Source organism: Pseudarthrobacter sp. HLT1-3, assembly GCF_059383535.1.
The window spans coordinates 51,904-73,246 of the sequence record NZ_JBWZCJ010000015.1 but is presented as its reverse complement, the minus strand read 5'-3'; the positions used below and the strand labels follow the sequence as shown (position 1 = coordinate 73,246).

Below are 21,343 nucleotides of genomic sequence, written 5' to 3'. Positions count from 1 at the left end.
CTGATATGCGCCCGGGTGACCTTAACAAAAATGGTCCCCGGCATCAAAGCCGGGGACCATTTCTTCGCGGACCTGCCGCAGGCAGAGCCGCTGCGGGGGAATTAGACCAGCGTCACGCCGGTGGCCTGGGGGCCCTTGGCACCCTGGCCGATCTCGAACTGAACGCGGGCGTTCTCGTCGAGGGTCTTGAAGCCACCGGTCTGGATCTCCGAGTAGTGAACGAAGACATCGCCGTCGGCGTCGTCCGGGGTGATGAAGCCGAAGCCCTTTTCAGCGTTGAACCATTTGACAGTTCCCTGTGCCATGAATTTCTCCTCATTTATGGATGTTAGGTCCGGCACACTGCGTGCCGGACTTGGTCACTCCGCGAGAAGAACCTTGGCTGTGGGACCGGATCAACCGGGCTTCGGCGGCAGGCGCTTCACGCTCGCAACATGTCTTGCGAGCATGAAAAAACACCTACACAAAGACTCGTAATAGAATTTCATGACCGTCGCCGCAGGTCAACGGTCAGGGCGCACAATTCCCTAAAATTTGTCCAAAGCGTCGCTGAACGCTTTCAAATCGGATGACCGGCACCTGTTTCCCCACGGGCCGACACCGTGACCCGCTGCTGCAGGTCCTTGCGCCGGGCAGCGACACTGGGGTGTGGCCCTATCCCTCATTTTGATAAATGGTCTTCCTGGCACAGGCAAGAGCACGCTGAGCCGGCAGCTTGGTGGCGAATTGTCCTTGCCGGTCATCTCAAAGGACGACCTGAAGGAAGTGCTTGCTGACATCGCTCTCGATACCGTCGCAAGCGGCCGGCTGGGCCAGCTTGCGTCCGAAACGATGTGGCGGCTGGCGGTCTCGATCCCCGGGCCCGATATGAGTCGCGCCAACGCCATGGGATTCGCCCATTGGGATCGGCCGCGGCCTGGGCTGACTGGACGGAAGATCCAGGTCCCCTATGGGTCGGTCCGACGCTCTCGGTGGACACGTCGAGGCCCGTTGACACCGCCGGCCTGCGTGAACGGCTGGCTCTATTGATGGAATCATCCTGATGGGGACTCCACCGCGGCTAGAAAAGCCGGGATTCGACGTCGTCGACGCCGCGCATGGCGTCATAGTCGAGGGTGACGCAGTCGATGCCGCGGTCGTTTGCCAGCACCTTGGCCTGCGGCTTGATCTGCTGGGCGGCGAAAATCCCGCGGACCGGAGCCAGCAGCGGGTCGCGGTTGAGCAGTTCGAGGTAGCGCGTGAGCTGTTCGACGCCGTCGATGTCGCCGCGGCGCTTGAGCTCGATGGCCACGGTGGCGCCCTTGGCATCCCTGGCCAGAATGTCCACCGGGCCGATGGCTGTGAAGTACTCGCGGCGGATAAGTGAGAACCCGGTGCCCAGGAGCTCGATCTGGTCAGCCAGCAGGCGCTGCAGGTCCGCCTCCACACCGTCCTTGATCAGTCCGGGGTCCTGGCCGAGTTCATGGGACGTGTCATGGAGCTGTTCATGGATGTTAATGATCAGCCGGTCATCGGTTTTGGCTGACTGGACGGTCCACTGCTCGACCACGCCGATTTCGACGTCGACCTCGTCCGGCGTGGATACCCGCAGGGACGCCGGGGGACTCATCCAGTTCAGCGGCTTGTAGGAACCGCCGTCCGAATGCACCAGAACGGAGCCGTCGGCCTTCACCAGCAGGAGCCTGGTGGCCAGCGGGAGATGGGCCTTGAGCCGGCCAACATAATCAACGGAGCAACGGGCTATGACTAAACGCACCCGGTCCACACTACCGTCTGCGGGCTGGCGGGGCACCCGGGCTGGGGCAGAATGGAACCATGCCCCGTTCCAACCGCCCCCGCCGCCCCGCCCCAGGCAGGGCAGCCCCCGGCAAGGCAACCTCCGGCAAAACAGCCTCCGGTAAGGCAGGCAAGCCCGGTGCCAAGGGCGGCCCGGTGCCGGAGCTGGACCTGGAGCGCGCGCTCTCCGGCTTCACCCGCCGGGAGAGTGCGCCGGACGGCGAGTGGTCGGTCCGCCCGATCACCGCGGGCCGGGCCGAAAAGACCTATATCTGCCCGGGCTGTTCGACGGCGGTGCTGCCCGGCGTGGCGCACCTCGTGGTGTGGTCCGAGGACCACCTCTTTGGCGCGGCCGCGGGGCTGGCGGAGCGGAGGCACTGGCATACCAACTGCTGGACCTCCCGCAGTTACCGGTACCGCTGACCGACCCGCCGGCCGCTTTCGCTAAGCTGGACGCATGAGTTTTGACCCGGCGTCGTACGTCTTCAGCCAGCCTCCCGCACCGACCGCGATCCGAGCCTCCACCGTTCTCCCGGCCCGCCGGGAAAACGTGGAGCTCCGCACCAGCGACGGGCACCGGCTCGTCGGCGAGCTGGCCCTCCCGGAATCCGGCGAGGTAAAGGCCACCCTGATCACGCTGCATCCGCTGCCGACCCACGGCGGCTTCATGGACTCCCACGTGTACCGCAAGGCCTCCTACCGGCTGCCCGCCCTGGCCGGTATCGCCGTGCTCCGGTTCAACACCCGCGGCACCGGATCGCCCCGGGGAACCAGCGACGGGGCCTTCGAAGAGGGGATCGGCGAACGGCTCGACGTAGAAGCGGCCGTCCGGTTCGCCGTCGACCGCGGCCTGCCGAACCGCTGGCTCGTGGGCTGGTCCTTCGGCACCGAGCTCGCACTGATGTACGGGGCATCGGAACCCGTGGCCTCAGAGGTGGAGGGAGCGATCCTGCTCTCGCCTCCGCTGCACCGGGCCACGGACGTCCACCTCAAGGAATGGGCGTCCGCTGGCAAGCCGCTCAAGGTACTGGTCCCCGAGCATGACGACTACCTCCAGCCCGCCGAGGCCGCGGAGCGCTTTGCGCTGGTGCCGCAGGCCCGCGTCGTGGGCGTGGACGGTGCCAAGCACCTGTGGGTGGGGGAGAAGTACGCCGGCCGGGTGCTCAACGAGATCGTCGGGGAGGTCCTGCCCGGCGGCGCCGGTGCTGAGCTGCCGCAGGAATGGACCGGCCCGGTGGCTTCGGCGCATGCCTGAACGCCGACCGCTTAAGGGCTGGGGGAGCCGGACAGCCGCTACGAGGATCCGCGCAGCGGCGGTCCGTTTCCGTAGCGGAATGCCCGGCCTGCCGGTACCCGTCAGTGCTTGTCCTGGCGGACGATGAAGATTTCCTTGACCAGCAGCATGATGGCGGCCGCGGTGGGGATCGCGATCAGTGCGCCCAGGACGCCCAGCAGGCTGCCGCCGGCGATCACGGAGATCACCGCGACGGCGCCCGGCACCGCAACGGCCTTCTGCATGATGCGCGGGGAGATGAAGTAGGCCTCGAACTGCAGGTAGGCGAAGTAGCAGATCGCGTAGACCACGGCGGTCTGCCAGCCGGCGGTGAGGGCGATCAGGGTGACGATGATTCCGGCAATCATTCCGCCGACCAGCGGGATAAAGGCTAGCAGGGCCACCACGAAGGCCAGCAGCACGGCGAACGGGACACCGACGATCGTCATCACGATGAACGCGAAGGTTGCGTTCATCAGGGCGACGACGGCCTGGCCGATCACGTAGTTGCCCACCGAACCGGTGATTTCCTCGGACAGTGCCTCGACCCGGGCACGGCGGGACCGCGGGGCCAGGCGGTAGCCCCATTTTTTCATCGCGGGCAGGGCCGCCAGGAAGTACAGGCTCAGCACCAGCACAATCAGGGCGCCGAACAGGCCGTTGGCCAAGGTGGAGCCGAAGCCGACGACGCCGCCGAAGATGCCGCCCATCGCCTCCGGGTTGTTGACGAACTTCTCCAGCTCCTGGGTGATGCGTTCCCGCACCCCGTACTGGTTGTCGATGCTGCGGAAGAAATCGGAGTTAACGAAGTCCGTGATCCAGCGCGGGGCTTCCTCGACGATCTCGGTGACCTGCTGGACGATCGTGGGGATCAGCGTGGCAAAAAAGGCGGCAATGGCCAGCGCCAGGGCGGAAACCGCGGCCACAATGCCTGCCGCGCGGGGGAGCTTCTTTGACTCCAGCCAGCGCACCACCGGGTCCAGGCCCAAGGCGATGAAGAGTGCGGCCACGATCCAGAGCAGCAGCTGCGTCGTGTTGGAACCGATCCAGTAGACGAGCAGGGCAACACCAACACCGACCGTGCCCATGAAGCCGACGTAGAGCGGGTGCTGGGAGGACATTCGCGGGCCGGGATTGCCGAAGCGGGTGCTGGTCTCGGTCTCCGGCGTGGTCTCGACTTCCTCCTGCTCCGGGGGCATCTCGAAGCGGAGCCGGGGCTGGGCTCCGGGAAGGGGCTGGCGCAAGCGGTGGGCCATCGAAACCAGCATCCCGGCCACGGCCTTCCGGCGGGGGGAAACCTGCTCCTGCGCAGTGCCCGCCGAGCTGCCGGATTCCTGGCTTTCTTCCTGTCCTGAGGGAGACGAATCCGTGTGTCCAGTCACTGCGTTGAAAGCCCTTTGTCCTCTGTATAAACCCGGTGCGGCCGCCGTCGCGGCCCTAGTGTGATGATCACCGCAAACACTATCAGCAGGCTTGTTATGGCGCGGCTAAGCGGCTCCCCGCGGCGCCGGCGAAGGGCTTGACAAGCGCCCGGATCTGACTCCGTGGTAACAAAATGGTTACTATTGAAGCTAAGTGTCCGCTGATGATGGGTAAAATTTTGCGTTTCAAGACTGCAGTCGCCTTGGTGCTGCTGGGCCTCCTGACACTGCTGGCCGGGATCGGCCAGAAGACATTTTGGGCCCCGCCCGAGACCGTGACCGCCACGGCACCGGCTGGTGCCACCGCGGCGCCGCTGACCGTTTTTGACGAGAAGCTCCGCACGCTGCGCGACGGCACGGTGACTATCAATGTCAAGGGCGAGGGCAGTTTTATGCTTGCTGCGGGCCGCCCGGACGACGTCGAGGCCTGGGTCGGCGCGACAGCGCACAACACGGTCTCCGGCGTCTCCGAGGACGGCAAAGAGCTGCAGGTGACGCATGCGGACGGCGAAGCCACCGCTCCCTCGCCCGCCGGCTCGGACCTGTGGGTGAGCACGGAAAACGCCAGCGGCGAGCTCAAATACAACTGGACCCCGCCGGCGGACGGCGACTGGGCACTGCTGCTGGCCACCGATGGAACAAAGCCGGCGCCCACGTCGATCACCATGACCTTCCCGAATGACACCTCCACCCCGTGGGCCATCCCGTTCATGGTTCTTGGTGGCCTGCTGATCCTGGCCGGCGCTGCCCTGCTGCTGCTCAAGCCCAAGTCCGGCACCCGAGCCGGGACCGGCACGGGCACTCCGGTAGACGGCTCCACCGGCGGCAGCATGTTTGCCCGCCGGGCGCAGGCCAAAGCCGGGGCACGCAAGGAACCGGCGCGCGGCGAGGCCTCCGGAAAGCCTGAGACCTCCGAAAAGCGCATTGCCGAATCCGCCACGATGGCGCAGCGCCTGCGGCGTTCCGGCGCGGTCGTGGCCGTGCTGACAGCCGCTGCCGTCGCCGGCAGCGGCGTGGCGGCCCAGGCCAGCCAGACGCCGGCCCCGTCGCCGACCGATTCCGCCTCCGCTGCCGCCGGGCAGGCCGCCGGCACGCCGGTGCTGGTCGATGCCCAGTTCCGCCGCATCCTGGAGCAGGTGGCGAGTGCTGTCGACGCCGGTGACGCGGCCAAGGACGCGGGCAAGCTGGAGCCGCGCCTGGCCGGACCCGAACTTGAGGTCCGCACGCAGAACTACAAGATCCGATCCCAAGTCGGCACCTATGAGGCGCGGATGCCCGTCCGCGCCGCCAAGCTGCTCACCACGGTGGTCACCGACAAGCGCAGCTGGCCGCGCACGGTTATGGCGGTCACCCAGGGCGAGGGCAACGTTGTTCCGCAACTGCTCACCCTCACCCAGGCCTCGGCCCGGGAGAACTACAAGCTGGTCCTCACCACGCCGCTGCAGCCGGGCACAACTTTCCCCGGGATCGCGCGCGGCGGCGCCGAGATGCTGGCACCCGCGGACAAATCCGGGCTGCTCTACAGCGGCGAGGAAGCGCTGGGCGCGCTCGGGGACCGGCTGAACTCCGCCGAGTCCACGTTCAAGGACAAGCTGACCGAGGGGGCGTCCTCGCCGTACATTGCTGACACGCTGGCTTACCAGGCCGACGTGGTGAATTCGGGTGTCAACGGCACGTTCTCCTTCACGCACAAACCGGTGCCGGAGAGCGTCGCGGTGTACCGGACCGCGGACGGCGGGGCACTGGCCCTTGGCCGCCTGAACTTCGCGTTCGATGGCACTCCCAAGGCGGCCGGCGACAAGCTGACGATTGGTGACGACGCAGCGGCCCTGGCCGGCGGCAAGGAGACCAGCACCGGCATGGTGCTGAACTTCGCCGAGTCCGTGGCCGTCTACATCCCGCCGGCAGGGTCCCAGGACCCGATGAAACTCGTGGCCGCCACCCGAGGCCTCGTGGGGGCCAGCTTCAAGTAGGACCAGACGGGGCCGATGTGGCTAGAGTGGAACCATGACTTCGCCAGCTTCCCGCCCCGTCCCGCCGGCTGCCGCCAACCCGCTGAACCTGCGGGGCGCCGTCGACTTGTCCGCCCTGAAACAGCGTCCGGCGGCGCCGCCGGCCGCGCCGGCCCCGGGCGGCATCGCCGGTGCACCCGGCGCACCCGGCGAACCCGGGGCTGCTGCCGCGGGCAGCGGCGATGCGGCATCGTCCGGCCGTCCGCTGCGGGTGGACATCACCGAAGCCAATTTCCAGGAACTCGTGGAGTTGTCGGCCCAGGTGCCGGTCGTCGTCGCGCTCTGGGCCGCGTACTCGCCCGGCTCCGCCGAACTGGTGGATGTCCTCGAACGGATCGTGGACAGCTATGAGGGCCAACTGGTCCTCGGCGCCGCCGACGTCGAGGTGTTCCCGCAGCTTGCCCAGGCCTTCCAGGTGCAGGCAGTTCCGACCGCCGTGGCCCTTGTCAAAGGCCAGCCGGTGCCCCTCTTCCAGGGTGGCGCCGAGGAACCGCAGGTCCGCAGCCTGCTGGATGAGCTGCTCAAGGTCGCCGCCGCCAACGGCGTCACCGGACGGATCGGCGCGGGCGGGCCCGGCGCCGAGGCAGAGGCTCCGCCGCTGCCGCCCCTGCACCAGAAAGCGTTTGACGCGATCGAGGCCGGGAACTACACCGCGGCCGCAGAGGCCTACCGCCAGGCACTTCTGGAGATGCCGGCCGACGCCGACGCCAAGGCAAAACTTGCCCAGGTGGAGCTGATGGGCAGGCTCCAGCCGCTCTCCGCCGCGGACACCGATGCGCTGCGACAGCGCGCCGCCACCGAGCCGGACAACCTTGAGGCCCAGCTGGGGGTGGCCGACCTCGACGTTTCCGGCGGCCACGTCGAGGACGGACTCGGCCGGATCGTCGCGTTCATCGGCAGGAACTTCGGCCCGGAGCGCGAAACGGCACGGGTCAGGCTGCTGGAACTGTTCGACGTCGTGGGCACGGGCGACGCCCGCGTCGCGAAGGCGCGCCAAAACCTGGCCCGGGTGCTTTTCTGATGGGTTCGGCGCTCTTTTCGCCGCTGGAACTGCGCTCTATGCACCTGCAGCACCGCGGCTGGGTGTCACCGATGTGCCAGTACAGCTGTGAGCCGGAAACCGGGGAAGGTGTGCCCAACGACTGGCACCTGATGCACCTGGGGTCCTTTGCCACCGGCGGGGCAGCCCTGATCCTCACCGAGGCGGCCGCCGTGAACGCCGCCGGACGGATCAGCCCCCGGGACGCCGGACTTTACAACGACGACCAGGCGGCGGCCTGGGAACGGATCACCTCCTTCGTGCACCGGCACGGCACCGCCGACACCAAGATCGGCACCCAGCTGGCGCACGCCGGCCGGAAAGCGTCCTCCTTCTGGCCGTTCTCCGGCCAGAAGGGCACGGTGCCCGCTGTCGACGGCGGCTGGCCCACCGTGGGTCCGGGCACCTCGGCATTCGACGGCTATGAGGCCCCCTCCGCGATGACGGAGCAGGAAATCGACGGCGTCATCGCCGACTTCGCCGCCGCCGCCGGCCGGGCCGTCGAAGCCGGCTTCGACACGATCGAAATCCACGGCGCCCACGGCTACCTGCTGCACCAGTTCCAGAGCCCGCTCGTCAACGACCGCACCGACCGCTGGGGCGGCGACGAGGCCGGCAGGAACCGGCTGACCCTCGCCGTTGTCGATGCCGTCCGGAGCGTCATCCCCGACTCCATGCCGTTGCTGCTCCGGATCTCCGCCTCCGACTGGGCCGAGGGCGGCATCGATGTTGAGGCGTCCGTGCGGATGGCCAAGGCGGCGGCCGACCATGGCGTGGACCTCGTGGATGTGTCCAGCGGCGGCGCCGTGGCGTACCAGCAAATCCCGGTGGGCCCCGGCTACCAGACCGGTTTTTCCTCCCGGATCCGGCGTGAAACCGGGGTCAAGACCGGCACCGTCGGGCTGCTGACCTCGGCCGGCCAGGCCGAGCATGCCGTCGCCACCGGGCAGGCCGACGGGGTCTTCATCGCCCGCGCCGCCCTCCGTGATCCGCACTGGTGGCTGCGGGCCGCCTTCGAGCTGGGCCATGAGCTGGCCTGGCCGCCGCAGTACGACCGTGCCTTGCCCCGCCACTCGTTCTAGCCGGAATCGGCACCGGGACAGTTAGTCTAGCGACATGACTTTCCAGCAGCCGCGTCCGCCTGCCACTGAGAACCAGCCGGGGCAGCCGGTCCCCGCGCTGTCGCTGCGCGGGCTTGCCAAGCGCTTTGGCGACAAGATCGCCGTCGACGGCCTCAGCCTCGACGTACCCGCCGGTTCCTTCTACGGGATCGTCGGGCCGAACGGGGCAGGCAAGACCACCACACTCTCGATGGCCACCGGTCTGCTCCGGCCCGAGTTCGGCACGGCGTTTGTGCACGGTGTGGATGTCTGGAAGCACCCGCTGGAGGCCAAGAAGCTGATGGGCATCCTGCCCGACGGCGTCCGGCTGTTTGACCGGCTGACCGGCGAACAGCTGGTGAGCTACGCCGGTCTGCTGCGCGGCATGGACAAGGACGTTGTGGCCGTGCGCGTCAGGGAACTGCTTGCCGCCCTGGACCTGAGCCCCGACGCCGGGACGCTGGTGGTGGACTACTCGGCCGGCATGACCAAGAAGATCGCCCTCGCCTCGGCGCTGATCCACGCGCCCCGGCTGCTGGTACTGGACGAGCCGTTCGAATCCGTGGATCCGGTGTCGGCCGCCAACATCCGCGTCATCCTGGACCGGTATGTGGCCTCCGGCGGCACCGTCATTGTCTCCAGCCACGTGATGGACCTGGTCCAGCGGATGTGCGACCACGTCGCCGTCGTCGCCGCCGGGCGGCTGCTCGCTGCCGGGACGGTGGACGAGGTCCGCGCGGGCCAGTCCCTCGAAGACCGCTTCGTCCAGCTGGTCGGCGGCCGCAACCACACGGAGGGACTGGAATGGTTGCGCACCTTCTAAGGCTCAAGCTGACCCTGCTTCGCAACAGCCTCCGGCGCAGCCCGTGGCAGCTGGTCGGCCTTGGCATCGGCACCCTGTATGCGCTGGGACTCGTCGGGTTCGGAGTCACGGGGCTGCTGGTGCTCCGCGGCGCGGACGCCGGCCTGGCGCAGACCGTCGTCGTGCTGGGCGGTGCCGCGGCGCTGCTGGGGTGGGCCGTCGTCCCGGTCGCCGCCTCGGCCGCCGACCTGACCCTGGACCCAGCACGGTTCACCACCTTCGCCGTGCCGATGCCGCAGCTGCTGACCGGACTGGCCCTCGGCGGGCTGATCGGAATCCCCGGCACGGCGACGCTGCTCGTGGCACTCGGTACCGTCGGGACCTGGTCCCGGACCGTTCCGGCCGCGGCGGGCGCCCTGGTCGGCGCGGTCCTCGGTGTGCTGAGCTGTATTGTGCTGTCCAAGGCGGTCACGACGGCGACCGCCGGGCTGGCGAGTTCCCGCCGGTTCAAGGACGCCAGCGCGGTGGTCTTCCTGATTCCGCTCGTCCTGATGGGTCCGATCGTGGCGAGTGTCGCCGCCGGGATTGCCGAATCCGGTGATTTCCTGACCGGGCTCGCCCGCACACTGTCCTGGACCCCGGCGGGGGCCGCATGGTCCCTCGGCGGTGAGCTGGCCGCCGGGAACTTCGGTGCCGCGGCCCTTAAGTTCCTGATCGCGGTGGCCACCCTCGCTGGACTGGGGCTGTGCTGGAAGCTCCTGCTGCAGCGGGCCCTCGTGACGCCGCCTTTCGCCGGCACGTCCAAAAAAGGCGCCGGTGGACTCGGTTTTTTCCGGCTGTTTCCGGCGACGCCGACGGGTGCGGTCGCCGCACGGTCGCTGACCTACTGGCTCCGGGACCCCCGGTATGCGGGCGCCCTCGTCGTCATCCCGCTGTTGCCGGTACTGCTCCTGTTCCAGGCCACCCAGACGGGATCCTACGGGCTGCTGCTCTTCATCGGTCCGCTGACCGCTTTCCTGCTGGCCTGGTCCATCTCCACGGATGTCTCCTATGACAACACCGCCTTCGCACTGCACCTGTCCACGGGCGTGCGGGGGATCCATGACCGGCTTGGCCGTGCGGTGGCATGCCTGGTCTTCGCCCTGCCGGTAGTACTGGCGCTCGGCGTCCTGCCCTTCCTTTTCGGCGCCGACTGGCGCTTGCTCCCCGGCGTGCTCGGGTTGTCCCTCGGTGTCCTGTTCAGCGGCATGGGCCTGTCCTCGGTGGTATCGGCGCGCTACACGGTCGTGGTGCCGCTCCCGGGCGACAGCCCGTTCAAGAAACCGCCGGGCAATGTGGCGCAGACCATGGCGGTGCAGTTCGGCGGGATCGCGGCACTCATGCTGCTGGTGGTCCCGGAAGTGGCGCTGCTGGTGGCTCAGTTTGTCACCGGCAGTACCGTGCCCGGCTGGATCAACCTGGTCGTCGGACCGGTCCTGGGGCTCGGGTTGTTCGCCGCCGGGGTACGGCTGGGCGGGAAGTGGCTCGACGCCCGGGGGCCGGAACTGCTGGCCCAGCTCGCTGTCAACCGCTGACCCGCGCGCCGCGGCGGGGACTGCGATAGCCTGCCACTAGGGCACCACCGCCCCTTGGCACGGCAAGCGCAAAGGCAGGCCATGGAAGTCGTCATTCTGTCCGGCACCAAGCCGATAGCGGCCCTCGCGGCGGACGCGATTGAGGCGCTGCTGCGGCGCAAGCCCGGCGCCGTCCTGGGCCTGGCCACCGGTTCGTCACCGCTGCCGGTCTACACCGAACTGGCGCTGCGGCACGAACGGGAGGGCCTCGACTTCAGCCAGGTGCGCGCGTTCACCCTGGACGAGTATGTCGGCCTTCCGGAAGGCCACCCGCAGTCCTACCGTGAGGTGATCCGGCGCGAATTCACCGAACGGGTGAACATCGACCCGGCCAACGTCCACGGGCCGGACGGCCTGGCCGCGGACATCCCGGCCGCCTGCCAGGCCTTCGAGGACGCCATCCGCGGGGCCGGAGGAGTGGACCTGCAGCTGTTGGGGGTCGGCACCGACGGCCATCTCGGGTTCAATGAGCCCGGTTCATCGCTTGCCTCACGGACCCGCGTCAAAACCCTGATCGAACAGACACGCCGGGACAATGCCCGGTTTTTTCGAAGCCTGTCCGAGGTCCCGCACCACGTCCTGACCCAGGGACTGGGAACCATCCTGGCGGCCCGGCATGTGATTCTCATCGCCACCGGCGCGCAGAAGGCCCAGGCGGTCCGGGACCTGATCGAAGGGCCGGTAGCCGCCATCTGTGCCGCGTCCGTCCTGCAACTGCATCCGCACGCCACGATCCTGGTCGACGAGGCCGCGGCCTCGTCGCTGCGGCTCGCCGACTACTACCGCCACAGCTACGAGAACAAGCCGTCGTGGCAGGGGCTGTAGTGACCCGTTCGCGCGGTCGGGGCCGCCTCCCGTCGCAACTCTGTCCGATCCAGCGGCTAAGATGGGTCTCATGAACAGCATGACCGATCCTCTCGAAAACGACCCGATGCGCGAGCTCTCCGGAGCCGGGACGTCGACGGCCACAATCGAGCGCGAGGAACTGCGCCAGGAAGTCGAGCCCGGTGACCGGGAACGCTTCTCGCACTATGTGCGCAAGGAAAAGATCATGGAATCCGCGCTGTCCGGCGAACCGGTCATCGCCCTGTGCGGCAAGGTCTGGACGCCGGGCCGCGACCCGAAGAAGTTCCCCGTGTGCCCCGAATGCAAAGAGGTCTACGAGGGCCTCCGCCCGGGCGGCGACGGCGGCAAGGGTTCCGGCGACAAATAGCGCGGCCACGTAACACGCGGCCACGTAATTCCGCCAGGGACGAGGCCATGCGGACGGGCGCGGGAGTTCCAGACGACCCGATGTCAGGCGTGCCTCCCGGCGCCGTGGAGAGCTGTTCGCCCCCTGAATGATGCCCGGCTTGCTGGCCGGTGATAGCTTCCGGTTCATCCGTAACAGATTGGTGTTTTTTGTGCTTAAGTGGGTTCCTCCGGCGGGGGCAGCAGTGCGCGGACTGGAAGGCACCTAAGTGACAGAGACACTCTTTGGCGGACCCGTCCTGCCGCCCGCCTATCCCGAGCGGGCCGCCTGGGGTACCGCGCCGAAGCTCCGCGCCTGGCAGCAGGAAGCCCTGGACAGCTACTTCAGCACCCATCCCAGGGACTTCCTGGCCGTCGCCACGCCGGGCGCCGGCAAGACAACCTTCGCGCTGCGGGTGGCGTCCATGCTCATCGAGGCCAACGTCATCAACCGCGTCACCATCGTGGCCCCCACCGACCACTTGAAGCGGCAGTGGGCCGACGCCGCCGCTCGGGTGGGGATCGCCATCGACCCGAACTTCAAGAACGCCGACGGCCAGCACGGCCGCGGCTTCGTCGGCGTCGCGGTCACCTACGCCCAGGTGGCCAGCAAGCCGATGCTGCACCGGGCCAAGACCGAGGCCGCCCGCACGCTGGTCATCCTCGATGAAATACACCATGGCGGCGAGGCGCTCTCGTGGGGTGACGGGCTCCGCGAGGCCTTCGAGCCCGCGGCACGCAGGCTCTCGCTGACGGGCACACCTTTCCGTTCCGACACCTCGCCGATCCCGTTCGTGGAATACGCCGAGGACCGGGACGGCATCCGGCGTTCCAAGGCGGACTACACCTACGGCTACGGCAAGGCGCTCCGGGACCACGTGGTCCGTCCCGTGATGTTCATGGCCTACTCCGGCCAGATGCGCTGGCGGACCAGCGGCGGCGAGGAAATGGCGGCCTCGCTCGGCGAGGCGGCGGTCACCAAGGACGTCACCGCCCATGCCTGGCGGACCGCGCTGAACCCCACCGGGGAATGGATCCCGGCGGTGCTTGCCGGGGCGGACAAGCGCCTCAGCGAGGTGCGCCGCACAGTTCCCGACGCCGGCGGGCTGGTCATCGCGACCGACCATGACGACGCGCGCGCCTACGCCGGCCAGCTGAAGAGAATCACGGGGGAGTCGCCCACGGTGATCCTCTCCGACGACACGAAGGCCTCCAGCAAGATCGAGGAGTTCACAGCCAGCGAGAAGCGTTGGATGGTCGCCGTGCGGATGGTTTCCGAAGGCGTCGACGTCCCGCGGCTTTCCGTGGGGGTGTACGCAACCTCCATCGCCACGCCGCTGTTCTTCGCCCAGGCCGTCGGGCGTTTCGTGCGCGCCCGGAAACGCGGCGAGACGGCGTCGGTCTTCCTGCCCTCGGTGCCACAGCTGATGGCACTGGCCAACTCCATGGAGGCGGAGCGGGACCACGCCCTGGACCGGCCCGAGACGGAGGACGCGGACGGGCTCTTCAACCCGGAAGACTCACTGATGGACGAGGCGAACCGTGAAGAGAAGGCCTCCGATTCGCTGACCAAGGGCAAGTTCGAGGCGCTGGATTCGCAAGCGTCCTTCGACCGGGTGCTGTTCGACGGCGGCGAGTTCGGCACCGGCGGCGAGGTGGGTTCGGAGGACGAGCTCGACTTCCTCGGAATACCCGGCCTGCTCGACGCCGAGCAGGTCGGCACGCTGCTTCGCCAGCGCCAGCACGAGCAGCTCAACCGCAAGAATGCGCGCGCCCCCCAGGCCGCGGCGGCTGCCGCTGCCGTACCTGCCCTGCCGGACCACCGCATGCTGATGGACCTGCGCACCGAGCTGGCCAAGAACGTCGCGGCCTGGTCCGCGCGGACGGGAACACCGCACGGCGTCATCCACACCAAACTCAGGACGGTCTGCGGCGGCCCGGCCGTCGCCCAGGCCAACGAGGAGCAGCTGCAGACCCGGCTGCGGAAGCTTCAGGACTGGTTCATCGGCCGGAAGTAGCCGGCGCCGGCACTAAAAAGGCACAAAAAAGGGACCGGGTCATCATGAACTGGTCCCTTTTTCGTACTATTTTGCAGCTTCAGGGCCTCGCAGCCGCCGGCCTGGGCTACTGGCCGCCGACGCAGGCGCCGCTGAGGGCCTCTCCGGCAGAGCTGTACGCTACCTGCATCTCCTGCAGCTTGGCGGAGTCCGGGGTTTCCTTCGCCGACTCGTCCAGGAATTCGATGATGGAGTGCAGCGGGGTCTTCAGTTCCTCCGCGGCGGTGGCTTCGACGGGGCGGAGCCGGTTGGCGAGACGAATCATCCCTGCCTTGTCCTCGTTGGAGGTGGGTCCCGCGCCGACACCCTGGACCCGGGCGCAGGTTTCCGCGGTGGTGTCTAACGGGGCGGCCGAGCAGCCGGCGGCGCCGAGCAGAGCCCCGGCAGCGATCAGGACGGTCAGGGTCTTCTTCATGGTGTACTCCGGGGTTCTAGCGGGTCAGACGATACTGGCAGGGATTTCGAGTCTACTGGGAGGGCGCGGCTTTTCCGTCAGCGGTCCGGACCGAGACCGCCACATTGCGTTTGTGCCGGAGCCGCCGTCAGGGAAGACGCCCTCGGCTCAGGCGATGTCGACGCCGCCGAGCTCCATCTCGGCAATGGCGTCGTCGAGATCCTCGGCAACCCCGACGGTCAGATCACGCAGTACAGTCACGGCGTAGCCGGCCTGCACGCCGTCCAGTGCTGTGGCCCTGACGCAGTGGTCGGTGGCGATGCCGACGACCACGACGTCTTCCACGTCGTGGCTCTGCAGCCAGTCGTCGAGCCCGATGGCCTCCTCGCCGGCGTCGTCGCCGTCGCCCTGGCCGCCGGCGGAACTGCCGGAGACCGGCATGGCGCCGGGCTTCCGGTCCCCGGTGGGCACGGCGTCATCCGGGGCGAGGAGCCCTTCAAAACCCGAGTAGGCAGCGGCGAACTGGCCCTTGCGGAAGTAGGCCTGGATGTATTCGGTGTCCAGGTCCGGGTGGAGTTCGGCGCCCCGGGTTCCGGCCACGCAGTGCTTCGGCCAGCTGTCGACGAAGTCCGGGTCCTCGGAGAAGTGCGCGCCGGGATCGACGTGCCAGTCCTGGGTCGCCACGACGTGGTCAAACTGTCCGTGGTGGGCGTCGACGTATTCGCTGATGGCGCCGGCAAGTGCCGCCCCGCCTGCGACGGGCAGCGAGCCCCCTTCGCAGAAATCGTTCTGGACGTCGACGATGATCAGGGCGCGGGACATCAGTTCTCCTCGTAAATGGTGGGGATGGCCGGTTCGCCGCGCTGCAGCCGGTTCACGGCAGCGGGAAGCTCCTTCATGGTGTCCGCGTGACGCTTGCGCGCCCGCACCACACCCTCCGCGCCGGTCCAGCCGGGCAGCAGTTCGCCGTTTTTCACGAACTGCTGCACCAGCGGCCGGTCGTTGCCGTCGTCGTCCGGGCGGTGTCCGATCCCGACGATCTCCTGGGTGGCCGTGCCGCGGTCGTTGAGCTTGCGCAGGGCGTACTTGCGCCCTCCCATGCTGGTCTTGTTCTTGGCGGCCTTGGCGACGGAAACGAAGTCGCCGTCGTCGTCCGTGCGGCTGACCAGCTTGTAGACCATACTGGCCGTCGGCGCGCCGGAACCGGTCACCAGGGAGGTGCCGACGCCGTACGAGTCCACTGGGGCGGACTGCAGGGCGGCGATGGCGAACTCGTCCAGGTCGGAGGTGACGATGATGCGGGTCCGTTCGTTGCCCAAGTCGTCCAGCAGCTGGCGGACCCACTGCGCCTGGGCGACGAGGTCGCCGGAATCCAGGCGCACCGCACCGAGTTTGTCGCCGGCCAGTTCGACGGCGGTGCGCACCGCTGCCTCGACGTCGTACGTGTCCACCAGCAGCGCGGTTCCAGCGCCCATCGAGGCGATCTGGGCCGCAAAGGCCTCGCGCTCGGTGTCGTGCAGCAGGGTGAAGGAATGCGCGGCGGTGCCGACCGTCTTGAGCCCGTAGCGGAGCCCCGCCTCCAGATTGGAGGTGCTGTCGAACCCGGCGATGATGGCGGCACGGGCGGCCGAAACTGCGGATTCCTCCTGCGTGCGGCGCGAACCCATTTCCACGCAGGGGCGGCTGCCGGCCGCGGTGATCATGCGCGAGGCCGCCGAGGCGATCGCGCTGTCATGGTTGAGGATCGAGAGGATGTAGGTCTCGAGGACGCACGCCTCTGCGAAGGTGGATTCGACGATCAGGATGGGGGAATTGGGGAAGTACGCTTCGCCCTCCGCGTAGCCCCAGATGTCACCGGAGAAAGAGAACCCGGCCAGATATTCCAGGGTCTCCTCATTGACCACCTTTGTGCGGCGCAGGAAATCGATTTCGGTATCGCCGAAGCGGAAGTCCGCAATGCCCTCCAGCAGCCGGCCGGTGCCGCCCACAATGCCGTAGCGGCGGCCGTCCGGCAGGCGCCGGGCGAAGGCCTCAAACACTGACTTGCGGTGGGCGGCGCCGGAATGCAACGCGGCCTGCAGCATGGTCAGCTCGTAATGGTCGGTGTACAGGGACGTGCGGGGCCGGTCCCAGCCAGCTGAGGTAGTCACAAATTCACTCTAGTGCGCATCCCCATAGAATGGACAGATGACCCTCAGCGTTGCGCTCGGCCCTGACACCCAGGAGAGCACCCAGACCGGAACAGGAACGTCAACCGATGTCCTGAGTGCCCCGGACATCCCATGGAACCTCGTGATCTGGAATGATCCGGTGAACCTGATGAGCTATGTCAGCTACGTTTTCCGCAGCTACTTCGGCTATTCGGAGGCGAAAGCCAACAAGCTCATGCTGGAGGTCCACAAAAAGGGGCGGTCCATCGTGGCGCACGGCAGCAAGGAGCAGGTGGAACAGCACGCGGTCGCGATGCACGGTTACGGTCTCTGGGCCACCGTGGAGAAGGCCACCGGCGGCGGCCCGGGTTCAAGCAAGGGCAAAGGAAAACGTGGCTAAGGCATTTAAATACGGAGTCAAGGGCATCACCGGCTATCTGGAACCGGCCGAGCGGGAACTGCTGCGCAGCCTTTTCGACGACGTCGTGTCCATGCTGGAGCCGGAGGAACGCGCCAACCAGGATCCCCTCGCCGCACTTGTCGGGCTCGACTCCGAGGCCCGCGAACCGTCAGACCGTGCCCTGCGCAGGCTGCTCCCGAATGTCTCGAAGACCGACGACGCGGCCTCGCTCGAGTTCCGCCGTTATACCGAGCGGTCGCTTCGGGAGAACAAAATCGGCGCGCTGAAAGCCGCGTCCCTGGGTCTGGACAAGGAGGAACTGGTACTGACACCGGCCGACGCGCGGCACTGGTCCACGGCGATCAACGACGTCCGGCTGGTGCTCGCAGAACGCCTGGACATCCGCGATGACGAGGACGCCGGGCACGTGCACCTGATGCAGGACTGGTCCCAGGCCGAGGACGTCGAAAGCTACCTGGCGCTGGTCTACAACTTCACCACCTGGCTCCAGGAATCCCTGGTCCAGGCGATGCTGCAGGCGCTGGAGACGCGCGCCTGACCCGCGCCCCCGGCCGAGGCCCGCCGCCGGAGGCTGCCGCCGCGTGTGACACATTAGACATGAGTCGCGCGGCACAATGAGATGGCCGCACCCGTGGCTAAGCCCTATCCTCGAATAACCATGACTTCAGCATCGAGCAAGCAGCCGGCAGCGGGAACTGTTCCGGACCGCCCAGCGAGCAACAGCGCCAGCAGCCAGACCGCCAGCCGGATGGGTCCGCGTCCCATCGGCGTGTTTGACTCCGGCGTCGGCGGCCTGACCGTGGCCCGGTCCATCATCGACCAGCTGCCCAACGAATCCATCCTCTACGTCGGCGACACCGCGAACGGCCCCTACGGCCCGCTCCCCATCGCCGAGGTCCGGGCCAACGCCCTGGGCGTGATGGATGAGCTGGTGGATTCCGGCGTGAAGCTGCTGACCATCGCGTGCAACTCGGCGTCCGCCGCCGTGCTGCGCGACGCCCGCGAACGCTACACCGCCCGCTACGGGATCCCCGTCATCGAAGTGATCCAGCCGGCCGTGCGCCGTGCCGTCGCCGCCACCCGCAGCGGCCGGGTCGGCGTGATCGGCACCTCCGCCACCATCGGGTCCCGCGCCTACGAGGACACCTTTGCGGCCGCGCCTGACCTGCACCTCACCTCCGTGGCCTGCCCGGCGTTCGTGCCCTACGTCGAAGCCGGCATCACGACCGGGCCGGAGCTGCTCGCCGTCGCCCGCGAGTACCTGGCACCGCTGAAAGCCGCCGGGGTGGACACCGTGGTGCTGGGCTGCACCCACTATCCGCTGCTCACCGGCGTCATTTCCTACGTGATGGGGGAGGACGTCACACTCGTCTCCAGCGCGGAGGAGACGGCCAAGGACGTGTACCGAGCGCTGGCCTCCCGCGGCCTGGAACGCACCGACGCCGCCGGCCCCACCCACAACTTCATCGCCACCGGCGACGCCGCACAGTTCGAGCACCTCGCCCGCCGCTTCCTCGGACCAGAGGTGCTCAGCGTCCGCCACGTGGACCACGTCGCCGCGCAGTACCCCACGGGCAGCCTCGCCAGAATCACGCCGGAAATGATCGCCGCCGCACAGGCCGGCGCCAGCCGGCCCCGGATCTCCAACTTCGTGGGCGGACCCGCGGGCGGGGGAACACTGCTGTGAAGCTGACCATCGTGGGCTGTACGGGATCGTTCCCGGGCCCCGGCTCGCCGGCGTCGTGCTATCTGCTCACCGCGAACGACGGCGAACGGAACTGGAAGATCGTCCTGGACCTCGGCAGCGGCGCGCTCGGCGCCATCCAGCGCTACACGGACCTGGAGGACATTGACGGGATCTTCCTCACCCACCTGCACCCGGACCACTGCATGGACCTCTGCGGGCTCCATGTCGCGGTGCGCTGGAAGCCGGGGGGCTGGGGCGGGGGCCGGATCCCGGTCTGGGGGCCCGCCGCCACCGCCGACCGGATGGCCACCGCCTACGGCCTGGATCTGGACCCCGGGATGCACGAGGAATTCGATTTCAGCAACTGGTCCGAGCGCAAGCCGGTGACCATGGGCCCGTTCACGGTCACCCCGTACTCCGTCAACCACCCCGTGGAGGAGGCTTACGCGCTCCGCGTGGAGGTCACCGAGCCGGACAAGGACGGCACCCCGGTCACCCGCGTGCTCAGCTACTCCGGCGACACCGACTCCTGCAGCGGCCTCGAAGACGCGGCCCGGGACGCCGATCTGTTCCTCTGCGAGGCGGCCTTCGAGGAAGGCCGCGACGACGGCATCAAGGACGTGCACCTGACGGGCAAACGCGCCGGGGACGCCGCCGTGGCCGCCGGCGCCCGCCGGCTGCTGCTGACCCACATCCCGGTCTGGACGTCGCCGACCACCGTTATGACGGAAGCCAAAGGGGTCTTCGGCCAGCACGTGGCCGTGGCCGTCGCCGGCGTGCACTACACGATCTGAGCGGAACGCCTTACCGTCCGGACGGGCAGGGGGCCGGCTGATCCGGTCCGGGTCGATAAGCTAGGGGCATGACTTCCGAAGCCCTAACTGCCCCCGTCGTCCGTGCCGACGGCCGCACCCCCGACCAGCTCCGTCCGATCAGCATCACCCGCGGCTGGTCCAAGCAGGCCGAGGGATCGGCTTTGATCGAGTTCGGCAACACCCGGGTGCTGTGCACGGCCTCGCTGACCGAAGGTGTGCCGCGCTGGCTCAAGGGCGAGGGCCGCGGCTGGGTCACGGCCGAATACGCCATGCTCCCGCGCGCCACCAACACCCGCTCCGACCGCGAGTCCGTCAAGGGCAAGATCGGCGGCCGCACCCACGAGATCTCCCGGCTCATTGGCCGCTCGCTGCGTTCCATCATCGACACCAAGGCCCTGGGCGAGATCACCATCGTGCTGGACTGCGATGTCCTGCAGGCCGACGGCGGAACCCGCACCGCCGCCATCACCGGCGCCTACGTGGCCCTGGCCGAGGCCATCCGCTTCGCCCGCGAAAATAAAATGATCGCCCGCAACGCCCAGCCCCTGATCGACACGGTCTCCGCCATCTCCGTCGGCATCATCGACGGGATCCCGATGCTGGACCTGCCGTACGTCGAGGATGTCCGCGCCGAGACCGACATGAACGTCGTCGTCACCGGGTCCGGCAAGTTCGTCGAAGTCCAAGGCACCGCCGAGGGCGCCCCCTTCGACCGTGACGAGCTGAACAAACTGCTGGACCTGGCCCTGATGGGCACGGAGCAGCTCGCCGCCATCCAGCGCGACACCCTGGCCGAAGCCCCGTGACGGCGGGCGCTGCCCAGCAAAGCGCTGCACGGCAGGGCGCCGCGCCGGTACTGGTGCTCGCCACACACAACGAGGGCAAGCTCCGGGAACTCCGTGAGCTGCTCCGCGGGCAGGTGCCGGGCCTCGACGTCGACACCCAGGTGGTGGATGCGGGGGCCGTCGGCGCTCCCGACGTCGCCGAAACCGGTGTGACCTTCGCCGAGAACTCGCTGCTCAAGGCGCGGGCGGTGGCGGAAGCGACCGGGCTCGTGGCGATCGCAGACGACTCGGGCCTCGCCGTCGACGTACTGGGCGGGGCACCGGGGATATTCTCAGCCCGCTGGGCCGGACGCCACGGCGACGACGCAGCCAACCTGCGGCTGCTGCTCGACCAGCTGGCCGACGTTCCCGACGGGCACCGCGGCGCCGCGTTTGTCTGCGCCGCGGCCCTGGCCGTCCCGGGCACCGCCGCTGAGGAGGGCCGGGAAGTTGTGGAGTACGGGCAGCTTGAGGGGACGCTGCTGCGCGAGCCGCGGGGTTCCGGCGGCTTCGGCTACGACCCGGTTCTTCAGCCCGCCGGGCTGGACCGCAGTTGCGCCGAGCTGAGCCCCGCGGAGAAGAACGCGATCAGCCACCGCGGGCACGCGTTCCGCGCGCTGCTTCCAGCGATTGTGGAGGCCCTGGCCGGAAAGTAGCCCCCCGGCCGCCGCGGCCGGCTGCAGGAACAGCGCCGCGAAAGCGCAGACGCCAAACGCGCAGGCGCCAAAC

General features: G+C 68.3%; 23 protein-coding genes. 17 read left to right on the top strand and 6 right to left on the bottom strand.

The window, feature by feature from the left end; genetic code table 11:
• Positions 1 to 101: 101 nt before the first annotated feature.
• Positions 102 to 305, bottom strand: coding sequence for a cold-shock protein (locus AC50X9_RS13825; protein WP_069952225.1), 204 nt, complete (start codon positions 303 to 305; stop codon positions 102 to 104).
• A gap of 343 nt (positions 306 to 648) precedes the next feature.
• Between AC50X9_RS13825 and AC50X9_RS13820 the strand changes: the two genes are divergently transcribed.
• On the top strand, positions 649 to 1,029 hold the full coding sequence (locus AC50X9_RS13820; RefSeq protein ID WP_494894327.1) for a P-loop nucleotide/nucleoside kinase family protein: 381 nt from the start codon (positions 649 to 651) through the stop codon (positions 1,027 to 1,029).
• A gap of 31 nt (positions 1,030 to 1,060) precedes the next feature.
• Here the strand turns inward: AC50X9_RS13820 and nucS are convergent, their stop codons facing one another.
• Positions 1,061 to 1,756, bottom strand: a complete 696-nt coding sequence (nucS, locus tag AC50X9_RS13815) for an endonuclease NucS (protein WP_494894326.1) — start codon at positions 1,754 to 1,756, stop codon at positions 1,061 to 1,063.
• Between the two features lie 59 nt (positions 1,757 to 1,815).
• On the opposite strand from nucS, the gene AC50X9_RS13810 reads away from it, so the two are divergent.
• Positions 1,816 to 2,199 carry an Rv1322 family protein gene (locus AC50X9_RS13810; RefSeq protein ID WP_494894325.1) on the top strand — a complete coding sequence of 128 codons (384 nt, stop codon included), beginning with the start codon at positions 1,816 to 1,818 and terminating at the stop codon, positions 2,197 to 2,199.
• A gap of 34 nt (positions 2,200 to 2,233) precedes the next feature.
• Entirely contained in the window at positions 2,234 to 3,031 is a 798-nt protein-coding gene (locus tag AC50X9_RS13805; RefSeq protein ID WP_494894324.1) for an alpha/beta hydrolase, read from the top strand.
• A 101-nt stretch (positions 3,032 to 3,132) separates the two neighbouring features.
• On the opposite strand, the gene AC50X9_RS13800 is transcribed toward AC50X9_RS13805, so the two are convergent.
• On the bottom strand, positions 3,133 to 4,317 hold the full coding sequence (locus AC50X9_RS13800; protein WP_494894369.1) for an AI-2E family transporter: 1,185 nt from the start codon (positions 4,315 to 4,317) through the stop codon (positions 3,133 to 3,135).
• Between the two features lie 317 nt (positions 4,318 to 4,634).
• On the opposite strand from AC50X9_RS13800, the gene AC50X9_RS13795 reads away from it, so the two are divergent.
• The 8 genes from AC50X9_RS13795 to AC50X9_RS13760 all read left to right on the top strand — a co-directional run bounded on the left by AC50X9_RS13795 (position 4,635) and on the right by AC50X9_RS13760 (position 14,284).
• On the top strand, positions 4,635 to 6,443 hold the full coding sequence (locus AC50X9_RS13795) for a hypothetical protein (RefSeq protein WP_494894323.1): 1,809 nt from the start codon (positions 4,635 to 4,637) through the stop codon (positions 6,441 to 6,443).
• Positions 6,444 to 6,477: 34 nt separating this feature from the next.
• Positions 6,478 to 7,503: a co-chaperone YbbN gene (locus AC50X9_RS13790; protein ID WP_494894322.1), complete on the top strand. Its 1,026-nt coding sequence runs from the start codon at positions 6,478 to 6,480 to the stop codon at positions 7,501 to 7,503.
• A complete protein-coding gene (locus tag AC50X9_RS13785; protein ID WP_494894321.1) occupies positions 7,503 to 8,603 on the top strand; it encodes an NADH:flavin oxidoreductase/NADH oxidase in 1,101 nt (366 codons plus the stop codon). The genes AC50X9_RS13790 and AC50X9_RS13785 overlap by 1 nt, the downstream gene beginning before the upstream one ends.
• A 34-nt stretch (positions 8,604 to 8,637) precedes the next feature.
• Positions 8,638 to 9,444 carry an ABC transporter ATP-binding protein gene (locus tag AC50X9_RS13780; protein WP_494894320.1) on the top strand — a complete coding sequence of 269 codons (807 nt, stop codon included), beginning with the start codon at positions 8,638 to 8,640 and terminating at the stop codon, positions 9,442 to 9,444.
• The gene (locus AC50X9_RS13775) at positions 9,426 to 10,997 is read left to right on the top strand and encodes a transporter (RefSeq protein ID WP_494894319.1); all 1,572 of its coding nucleotides are present in this window, start codon (positions 9,426 to 9,428) and stop codon (positions 10,995 to 10,997) included. The genes AC50X9_RS13780 and AC50X9_RS13775 overlap by 19 nt, the downstream gene beginning before the upstream one ends.
• 81 nt (positions 10,998 to 11,078) lie before the next feature.
• Positions 11,079 to 11,861 carry a glucosamine-6-phosphate deaminase gene (gene nagB, locus AC50X9_RS13770; protein WP_494894318.1) on the top strand — a complete coding sequence of 261 codons (783 nt, stop codon included), beginning with the start codon at positions 11,079 to 11,081 and terminating at the stop codon, positions 11,859 to 11,861.
• 79 nt (positions 11,862 to 11,940) lie between these two features.
• On the top strand, positions 11,941 to 12,249 hold the full coding sequence (locus AC50X9_RS13765; RefSeq protein ID WP_443094306.1) for a DUF3039 domain-containing protein: 309 nt from the start codon (positions 11,941 to 11,943) through the stop codon (positions 12,247 to 12,249).
• A 247-nt stretch (positions 12,250 to 12,496) separates the two neighbouring features.
• The gene (locus AC50X9_RS13760; RefSeq protein WP_494894317.1) at positions 12,497 to 14,284 is read left to right on the top strand and encodes a DEAD/DEAH box helicase; all 1,788 of its coding nucleotides are present in this window, start codon (positions 12,497 to 12,499) and stop codon (positions 14,282 to 14,284) included.
• Between the two features lie 106 nt (positions 14,285 to 14,390).
• Here the strand turns inward: AC50X9_RS13760 and AC50X9_RS13755 are convergent, their stop codons facing one another.
• The 3 genes from AC50X9_RS13755 to AC50X9_RS13745 all read right to left on the bottom strand — a co-directional run bounded on the left by AC50X9_RS13755 (position 14,391) and on the right by AC50X9_RS13745 (position 16,867).
• Positions 14,391 to 14,738, bottom strand: coding sequence for a hypothetical protein (locus AC50X9_RS13755; protein WP_494894316.1), 348 nt, complete (start codon positions 14,736 to 14,738; stop codon positions 14,391 to 14,393).
• A 147-nt stretch (positions 14,739 to 14,885) separates the two neighbouring features.
• Complete coding sequence (locus AC50X9_RS13750; RefSeq protein ID WP_494894315.1) at positions 14,886 to 15,539, bottom strand: isochorismatase family protein; 654 nt, start codon at positions 15,537 to 15,539, stop codon at positions 14,886 to 14,888.
• Positions 15,539 to 16,867: a nicotinate phosphoribosyltransferase gene (locus AC50X9_RS13745; RefSeq protein WP_494894314.1), complete on the bottom strand. Its 1,329-nt coding sequence runs from the start codon at positions 16,865 to 16,867 to the stop codon at positions 15,539 to 15,541. The genes AC50X9_RS13750 and AC50X9_RS13745 overlap by 1 nt, the downstream gene beginning before the upstream one ends.
• 37 nt (positions 16,868 to 16,904) lie before the next feature.
• Here AC50X9_RS13745 and clpS point away from each other — a divergent pair, with 37 nt between their 5' ends.
• From clpS to rdgB, 6 genes are all read left to right on the top strand, one after another.
• Positions 16,905 to 17,267, top strand: a complete 363-nt coding sequence (gene clpS, locus AC50X9_RS13740; RefSeq protein ID WP_494894313.1) for an ATP-dependent Clp protease adapter ClpS — start codon at positions 16,905 to 16,907, stop codon at positions 17,265 to 17,267.
• Positions 17,260 to 17,826, top strand: coding sequence for a DUF2017 domain-containing protein (locus AC50X9_RS13735; RefSeq protein ID WP_494894312.1), 567 nt, complete (start codon positions 17,260 to 17,262; stop codon positions 17,824 to 17,826). Before clpS ends, AC50X9_RS13735 begins: the two co-directional genes overlap by 8 nt.
• Before the next feature lie 210 nt (positions 17,827 to 18,036).
• Entirely contained in the window at positions 18,037 to 18,975 is a 939-nt protein-coding gene (murI, locus tag AC50X9_RS13730; protein ID WP_494894368.1) for a glutamate racemase, read from the top strand.
• Positions 18,972 to 19,769, top strand: coding sequence for an MBL fold metallo-hydrolase (locus AC50X9_RS13725; RefSeq protein WP_494894311.1), 798 nt, complete (start codon positions 18,972 to 18,974; stop codon positions 19,767 to 19,769). The genes murI and AC50X9_RS13725 overlap by 4 nt, the downstream gene beginning before the upstream one ends.
• A 68-nt stretch (positions 19,770 to 19,837) precedes the next feature.
• Positions 19,838 to 20,596, top strand: coding sequence for a ribonuclease PH (gene rph, locus AC50X9_RS13720; RefSeq protein ID WP_494894310.1), 759 nt, complete (start codon positions 19,838 to 19,840; stop codon positions 20,594 to 20,596).
• Entirely contained in the window at positions 20,593 to 21,270 is a 678-nt protein-coding gene (gene rdgB, locus AC50X9_RS13715; protein WP_494894309.1) for an RdgB/HAM1 family non-canonical purine NTP pyrophosphatase, read from the top strand. Before rph ends, rdgB begins: the two co-directional genes overlap by 4 nt.
• The last annotated feature ends 73 nt before the right edge of the window (positions 21,271 to 21,343 follow it).